This is a genomic window from Faecalimicrobium dakarense (assembly GCF_000499525.1).
Taxonomy (GTDB): Bacteria; Bacillota; Clostridia; order Peptostreptococcales; family Peptostreptococcaceae; genus Faecalimicrobium; species Faecalimicrobium dakarense.
This window is the reverse complement of sequence record NZ_HG529284.1, coordinates 1-7,675: the sequence shown is the minus strand read 5'-3', so window position 1 is coordinate 7,675 and position 7,675 is coordinate 1. Positions and strand designations below refer to the sequence as shown.

Genomic DNA, 7,675 nt, shown 5'->3' with positions numbered 1-7,675 from the left:
TACTTATTTAATTTTTATCATCTATCACCTTAAAGAAATTAACTATTTCATTAACGTTATCTTTATGATGATTTCTTGCTACATCTAATATTAAATTATCATCAATCATATCTTTTAATATTTCATAACTATATTCACTATGTTTATAATAACATTGAATCTTTTTAGATTTCTCAAATTTTATCAATTCACCCTTAGTTAATTTATTTAAAATTACTATTATAGATTTATCAATTACATTTAATTTTTTTCTAGTTTTACCTATATCATGAAGTAGGGATACTTTTATTAATCGGTCTTTATTTTTTATAATCTCAATATTATTAATTTCTTTATTATCTATAATATATTCAATATCTTTTGCTATTCTAACACAATGTTTTTGTTCTGATTTTAATAGTTTTGTAAATAAACTTAATTCTTTTTTATTTAATATTTCAGCAACATAATCATAATCTTCTTTTTTCATAATATCTGTTACGTTCATATAAAATTGTTTTACTCTTTTAGGTATCATATATTTTCTCCTAAATTTTTATGAATTTATCTTTTATGTCTTTTCTTCTTTGAAATATAATAAACTCCTATCCCTATTACCATTAATATAAGCATTATTATTGAATAGTTTTTCATTATATGTGCTATTTGATGTAAATTTCCTCCTAGCACATAACCTAAATATATAAGTACAATATTCCATAAGCTTATACCAATTGATGAATATAATAGAAATGATGCTATATTCATTTTAGTCATACCAGCAGGTATAGAAATAAATGTTCTAGCTAATGGCACTACCCTCGCAAGCATAACTGACAATTTCCCATATTTTTTTATCCACCATGTAGATGATTTAATAGACTCTTTAGTCCTTGGATGATTTTCTAGTAAGTATTTAATTACTGGTTTTCCAAAATACAGTCCTAATAAATAATTTGTAATACTACCAACTAATCCTCCTATTATAGATACTATTACAGCACTTTCAAATCCTATATTACCTTTAGATACCATTATCCCTACAAATGGTAAAACAACTTCACTAGGTAATGGTAAATTTGCATATTCTAACATAACAATAATAAATATACTTATTAATCCATATTCTTCAATAAAATTTTGCACTAAAATGTTTATATCCATATTTTTATTCCCTTATTATAATAAATTCCTTCCTAATATTAATATATTTTACTTAGTTTATATTTTATAATTTAACTTTATAATTTCATTATATATAAAATAAGGATATATTTAAATATATTCCTATCATAAGTTTTATAATATATACTATTTTATCATCTTATCTGCAAAATAAAAAGATACACTAAAGTGTATCTTTTTTATGTATTTCTTATAATTAGTTTATTGTTTAATATAGTTCTTTTACTGTATGTATTATCATTTTCTATCTTTTCACTAAGAAGCATTCCTGCATTTTCTCCTAGTAAAAACATATTTTGATCAACTGTGCTTAATTTTGGCTCCACCATTTCACTAAGTTCTATATTATCATATCCTATTACTGATAATTCACTTGGAATTTTTTTATTAAGCTTTTTACATGCATTTATTATACCTATGCCCATAAGATCATTACAAGCAAATACTGCACTTATTTTTTTATTTTCACTTAATATTTTTATAGCCTCTTCCATAGTTTTATTTACAGTTTCTCTCCCATTTCCTTGTCCTATATTTATTATATATTCTTTTTTAAAATTTGAAATCTCACCCATAACTTCTTTATATGCTTTTTCTTTTATATCATAAGAGTAACTATTGTCTCCTCTTATAAAAAGTATATCTTTATGGTTATTTTCAATTAAATGACTTATAGCTATTCTTGCTCCATTTTCTTCATCATTAGATACTGATGAAATGTATTGGCTATTAATATCTCCATTTACAGATACTATAGGAATATTTTTAGCTATATTATCAAAAAATTTAGACTTAGAGTTTTCTATATTAGGGTCGACTAATATTATTCCTGCTACATTTCTTGCCATAAGTTCATTTATTCTTGTAATTTCTTTTTCTTTATCATGGTTTGTTGTACATAAAAATATTGAATACTTAGAGTTATCAAAATAACTTTCTATTCCATTTACAACATCTGTAAAGAACATATTACTTATACTTGGAACTACTACTCCTATAGTACTTGATTGCTGCTTTATAAGATCTCTAGCTTGAGTATTTGGTGTATAATTAAGTTCTTTTATTACTTTTAATACTGTTTCTTTTGTTTCTTGTTTTACTGGGTAATTTCCGTTTATTACCCTAGATACAGTTGCAACTGAAACATTTGCGGCCTTTGCCACATCTACTATAGTATTTTTCATATTATTTTATCCTTACAATATTTTTATAAATTTATTAAATGCCTTTATCCCTTTTTCATCCCTCTTAAATACTCCAGCATGTTCTAAAACTTGTGCAAATTTTTTACCAACTTCATCTTTTACTATTTTATCTACATTGTCTTTAGTTATATCTTTATATTCTCTTAATATATATTTATACCAATTAGCATGATGTTTTAAATCTTCATTATTACTTATATCGGTAACGTTTTCAATCAAAAGATTAGATATTTCATTCAGTTCATCTTTAAGCCTCGCTGGAAGTACTGCTAACCCCATAACTTCGATAAGTCCTATATTTTCTTTCTTTATATGATGAACCTCACTATGTGGATGGAATATTCCTAAAGGATGACTTTCACTTGTTCTATTATTTCTAAGGACTAAATCTAGTTCATATAAATTCTCCTTTTTCCTAGCTATTGGAGTTATGGTATTATGTGATTCACCATTACTTTCACAAAGTATATCTACCTCTTCATCAGAGTAGCTTCTCCATGAATTTAATATATGGTCTGCTAAGCTTATAACTTCTTCCTTACACTCACCACTTAATCTTATTACAGACATAGGCCATTTTACACGATATAGTTTTGTATTTTCAAATCTTTTTACTTCAAAACTTTCTTCAGGTGATGCATTCTCCATTGCAAATGTATAATTACCTCCTTGATAATGGTCATGAGAAAGTATAGACCCTCCAACTATTGGTAAATCTGCATTAGATCCTGCAAAATAATGAGGTAATTTATCTACAAATCCTAATAAATTTTCAAATGTTTTTTTACATATTTTCATAGGAGTATGTTTATCATTAAGTATTATGCAATGTTCATTATAATAAACATAAGGCGAATACTGTAAAAACCACTTTTCTCCTGCAAATTCCATAGGTATTATTCTATGGTTTTGCCTAGCTGGATGATTTATATTTCCACTAAAGCCTTCGTTTTCTTTGCATAATAAACATTTTGGATATGAAGTTGATTTCATAAGTTTAGCCTTTGCTATATCCCTTGGATCTTTTTCTGGTTTTGACAAATTTATAGTTAAATCTAAATTACCATATTCTGTAGATGTTTTCCATACTATATTTTTATCTGTTCTATCTTTTCTTATATAATTTGAAGCAATACTTAGATTGTAGTAATAAAATGTAGCTTCTTTTTTATCGATTTCATATTTTTTATTAAAAGTTTTTATAACTTCTGATGGTCTTGGCATTAGCATATTCATTAATTTAGTATCAAATAAATCTCTTTGTGTTATTGTATCCTCTATCATACCTTTTTCAACTGCATAACCTAAAATATTTTCTAGTATAGAAGTTGCACTATCTAAAGATTCATTAATATCAGCTTCTTCAAACTCATCTAAGTCTAATAATTCTAGTATTAAGTTAGATGCATATACTGCATCTAACTTATCTATTAAATTCTTTTGAATACCAAAATTTATAAGTCTATTTAGTTCATGATTTATGTTCATAAATTTATCCCCCTATTTTTCAAACCCATTTGGATGATTTTTATGCCAGTTCCAAGCATCTCCTATCATTTTCTTAACATCATCAAATTCTGGTGTCCATCCTAAAATCTCTTTTGCCTTTTGACTAGATGCAACAAGTTTTGCTGGATCTCCTGCGCGTCTTTCTCCAATAACTACTTTTATCTCTTCTTTAGTAGCTTCCTTTGCTGCATCTATCATTTCTTTTACCGTAAATCCATTCCCACTACCTAAATTGAATATATTACTTTCATTTCCTTTTCTTAAATAATTAAGTGCTTTTATATGGGCATTAGCTAAATCTATTACATGTATATAATCTCTTATGCAACTACCATCATGAGTATCATAATCTTCACCAAATACCGTTATATGTTCTCTCTTTTTAAGTGGTACTTGAAGTATAAGTGGTATAAGGTGAGTCTCTGGAGTGTGATCTTCTCCTATATATCCTCCATCTATTGCACCTGCTACATTGAAATATCTAAGTGATACATATCTAGTGCCATAAGCCTTATTAGTCCATTTCATCATTTTTTCCATCGCCAATTTAGTTTCACCATATGTATTTGTTGGGTTAGTTTCGTCACTTTCAAGTATTGGTATTTGTTTTGGCTCACCATATACCGCTGCTGTTGATGAAAATACTATTTTATCTACATTATGCTTTACCATAGTTTCAAGAACTACTTGAGTTCCATAAACGTTATTATCATAGTAAGTTAAAGGCTCACTCATACTTACTCCGACTAAAGAGTTAGCTGCAAAATGTACAACTGCTTCTATATTATTTTCTAAAAATACTTTATCTAAAAACTCTCTATCTCTTATATCTCCTTTATAAAACTTTGCATCTTTATGAAGTGCATCCATATGACCGGTTTGTAAATTATCAACTATAATTACATCTTCACCATTTTTAATAAGTTGATGTGATGTATGGCTACCTATATATCCTGCTCCACCTAATACTAATATTGACATTTTTTATCCCCCCCACTATCCTATCTTTCTAGTTCCATTTGATATATTTGCAACATAAAATGTTGGTGCATATCCTATTTCTCTTTCATATTCTTTTGATACATTTTCTATAAAATCCCCAACACATTCATCTTGAACTATACTTACTGTACATCCACCAAACCCAGCTCCTGTCATACGAGAACCTATTACACCATCTTCTTTAAGTGCTATACTTACTAATGTATCAAGTTCTTTTCCTGTTACTTCATAATCATCTCTTAATGAAACATGAGAACCGACCATTAATTGACCAAATAAGGCTAAATTATTTTCTTCTAATGCCTTAACTGCCTTTAAAGTTCTTTGGTTTTCATATACTGCATGTTTCGCCCTCTTTCTATCTACTTCATTTTCTATTAAGTTTTTATTAGCTTCGAATTCTTCTTCAGTTAATTCTCCTAATGAATTTATATTTAATTTAGCTTGAAGGTTTTGAAGTGCTCTTTCACATTCACTTCTTCTTTCATTGTATTTTGAATCTGCTAATCCTCTTCTTTTATTGGTATTTCCTATTACTATTGAATGTCCATCCATATTTATTTGACTATATCTATAATTTAAGTTATTACAATCAAGTAATATTGCACACTTATCTTTACCCATACCTATAGCAAATTGATCCATTATACCACAATTTACTCCTATAAACTTATTTTCAGCTTCTTGGCATAGTTTCACAATTTCTATCATATCTATACTTAAATTATTGTAATACTTACAAATTTCTCCCATTAAAAGTTCAAGTGAAGCTGATGATGAAAGACCTGCACCATTTGGTATATTTCCATATACTAATATATCCAACCCACAATCTAATTTATATTCACGCTCTTTAAGTACTTTAACTACTCCTTTTGGATAATTTACCCAATCATCTTTTTCATCATAAACGATATTATCTAAATCAAATTCTACAATTCCAATATTTTCAAAGTTTAAAGAATACATTCTAATTTTTTTATCATCTCTTTTACTACTTACTCCATAAGTCCCAAAAGATAATGCACAAGGAAATACGTGTCCTCCATTATAATCAGTATGCTCTCCTATTAAATTAACCCTTCCTGGCGAAAAAAATAAATCTTCAAACTCTTTTTCAAATACATTTTTAAAATCAATCTTTAACTTATCTAACATATCTATTCCCCCTGATATATTTAAATTTCTATATTCTTAAGCACATCTTCTACCTTTTCTACGAGATTATGGTTATTACTTTTAGTTAAATACCAATTTTCATTTAAGGCTACTTTCTCACCCTTAGATATGGTTTTTAATTTCCCTAAACTTTCTAACTCTAAAAATAGCTCTTTCGTATATATCTCAAAGTTTACTCCATAGTCAGAGTAATCTGAAACTTCCGTATATACATCATCAAAAGTTTTTAAAAAAACATTTTCCCCAACTACATGAGCTGACCATCTATTAGTATTATTTATTCCTATTTTAAAAGCATCAAAATTATTAGTATCTTGAGTTATTTTTAAATATCTATTATCTATAAAGCTCATTCTTTCATCATTAAATTTTGTATATGGCCAGTATGCAAATACTTTATTTGGAGTAAATGTAGTTTTTTTATCACTTATAGGTGTAATAGAGACTCCATTCTTACAAAGTGTTGTTATAGCCCATGGAGCTATAGTTTTTTCTTTCTCATCTAAGTTGATTATTTCATTGCCTATACTTACTTTAGATGAATTTTTATCTAAAACAATGTTTAATATCTTTTGAATATTGTTATGTTCTTCAATATTACCAATTATTTTTACACCGTTTTCAATTTCTTCGTAAGTTATTTGACTATTCTCTGGATAATAGCTGCTTGGCATATATTCTGGACTCATCCATAATCTATGACCTCCATATAAGTACCATTTATTATCAGTATATTCACTGTAGTTACTTAAATTTTCAGTAACTAATCTATCTACATCTTCAAATAGCATATTTTCTTCATTAACAAATGAATATCTTATAATTCTAGGACCTAATTCAAGCGGAACTACAAGTTCAATTATTTCATTACTTATATGCAGACATTTTCCAAAGTTTTGATAACTAATCTGACTCACTTTTATATTCCCCATATATATCTCCCTTTCATAAAAATTATTTTAAATAATTTACTAGTAAACTTCCCTATATCAATATAGTAAACGATTACTTTTTCTATGTAAAGAAATAAATTTAACAATCTTTAAATTATTTTATGTCTAATTTTATGTTTTTATGGTATAAATTTATTATGAATTAATTAAGGGGGTATTTATATGTTAGATGTAATAAAAAACAGACGTAATATAAGAAAGTTCAATGGAATTGAAGTTGAACAAGATAAGATTATAGAGATAATAAAATCAGGTATGCAAGCTCCTTCATCTAAAGATTCTAGGCCTTGGGAATTTCTAATAGTAAACGATAGACAAACTCTAGATTCTCTATCTAAAGTACATCATGCCGCTAAACAATTAAGAAATACTAAGAATTGTATAGTATTACTTGGAGATAGGAATAAATTTTTTAAAGTAGGACGATGGATGTTAGATTTATCAGCTTGCATGGAGAATATATTGCTAGAAGCAGTAAATCAAGATGTCTGTGCTGGATGGATTGGATGCTTTCCTAAAAAAGTTAGAATGGATTATATAAGCCAATTATTAAATTTACCTGAACATATAGTACCGTTTTGTATAGTTGCCCTTGGATATTCTGATGAAGAAAAAAATGAATTTGTGGATAAATTTGATGAAAGCAAAATACATTTAAATAAA

General features: G+C 27.1%; 8 protein-coding genes. 1 reads left to right on the top strand and 7 read right to left on the bottom strand.

From position 1 onward, the window contains the following. Positions 1–7 precede the first annotated feature (7 nt). The 7 genes from BN899_RS06260 to BN899_RS06230 all read right to left on the bottom strand — a co-directional run bounded on the left by BN899_RS06260 (position 8) and on the right by BN899_RS06230 (position 6,991). A complete protein-coding gene (locus BN899_RS06260) occupies positions 8–517 on the bottom strand; it encodes an HD domain-containing protein (RefSeq protein ID WP_042273840.1) in 510 nt (169 codons plus the stop codon). A 26-nt stretch (positions 518–543) separates the two neighbouring features. Further along, complete coding sequence (locus BN899_RS06255) at positions 544–1,143, bottom strand: DedA family protein (RefSeq protein ID WP_042273838.1); 600 nt, start codon at positions 1,141–1,143, stop codon at positions 544–546. A gap of 200 nt (positions 1,144–1,343) precedes the next feature. After that, complete coding sequence (locus tag BN899_RS06250) at positions 1,344–2,348, bottom strand: LacI family DNA-binding transcriptional regulator (protein WP_042273836.1); 1,005 nt, start codon at positions 2,346–2,348, stop codon at positions 1,344–1,346. Between the two features lie 12 nt (positions 2,349–2,360). After that, positions 2,361–3,857, bottom strand: coding sequence for a UDP-glucose--hexose-1-phosphate uridylyltransferase (galT, locus tag BN899_RS06245; protein ID WP_042273833.1), 1,497 nt, complete (start codon positions 3,855–3,857; stop codon positions 2,361–2,363). Positions 3,858–3,869: 12 nt separating this feature from the next. After that, positions 3,870–4,859, bottom strand: coding sequence for a UDP-glucose 4-epimerase GalE (gene galE, locus BN899_RS06240; RefSeq protein WP_042273832.1), 990 nt, complete (start codon positions 4,857–4,859; stop codon positions 3,870–3,872). A 15-nt stretch (positions 4,860–4,874) separates the two neighbouring features. Next, positions 4,875–6,038 carry a galactokinase gene (locus BN899_RS06235; protein WP_330362470.1) on the bottom strand — a complete coding sequence of 388 codons (1,164 nt, stop codon included), beginning with the start codon at positions 6,036–6,038 and terminating at the stop codon, positions 4,875–4,877. Positions 6,039–6,058: 20 nt separating this feature from the next. Continuing rightward, entirely contained in the window at positions 6,059–6,991 is a 933-nt protein-coding gene (locus tag BN899_RS06230) for a hypothetical protein (protein WP_042273827.1), read from the bottom strand. A gap of 183 nt (positions 6,992–7,174) precedes the next feature. Between BN899_RS06230 and BN899_RS06225 the strand changes: the two genes are divergently transcribed. Next, the coding region (locus tag BN899_RS06225; RefSeq protein WP_042273825.1) for a nitroreductase family protein at positions 7,175–7,675 on the top strand (501 nt) is incomplete at its 3' end.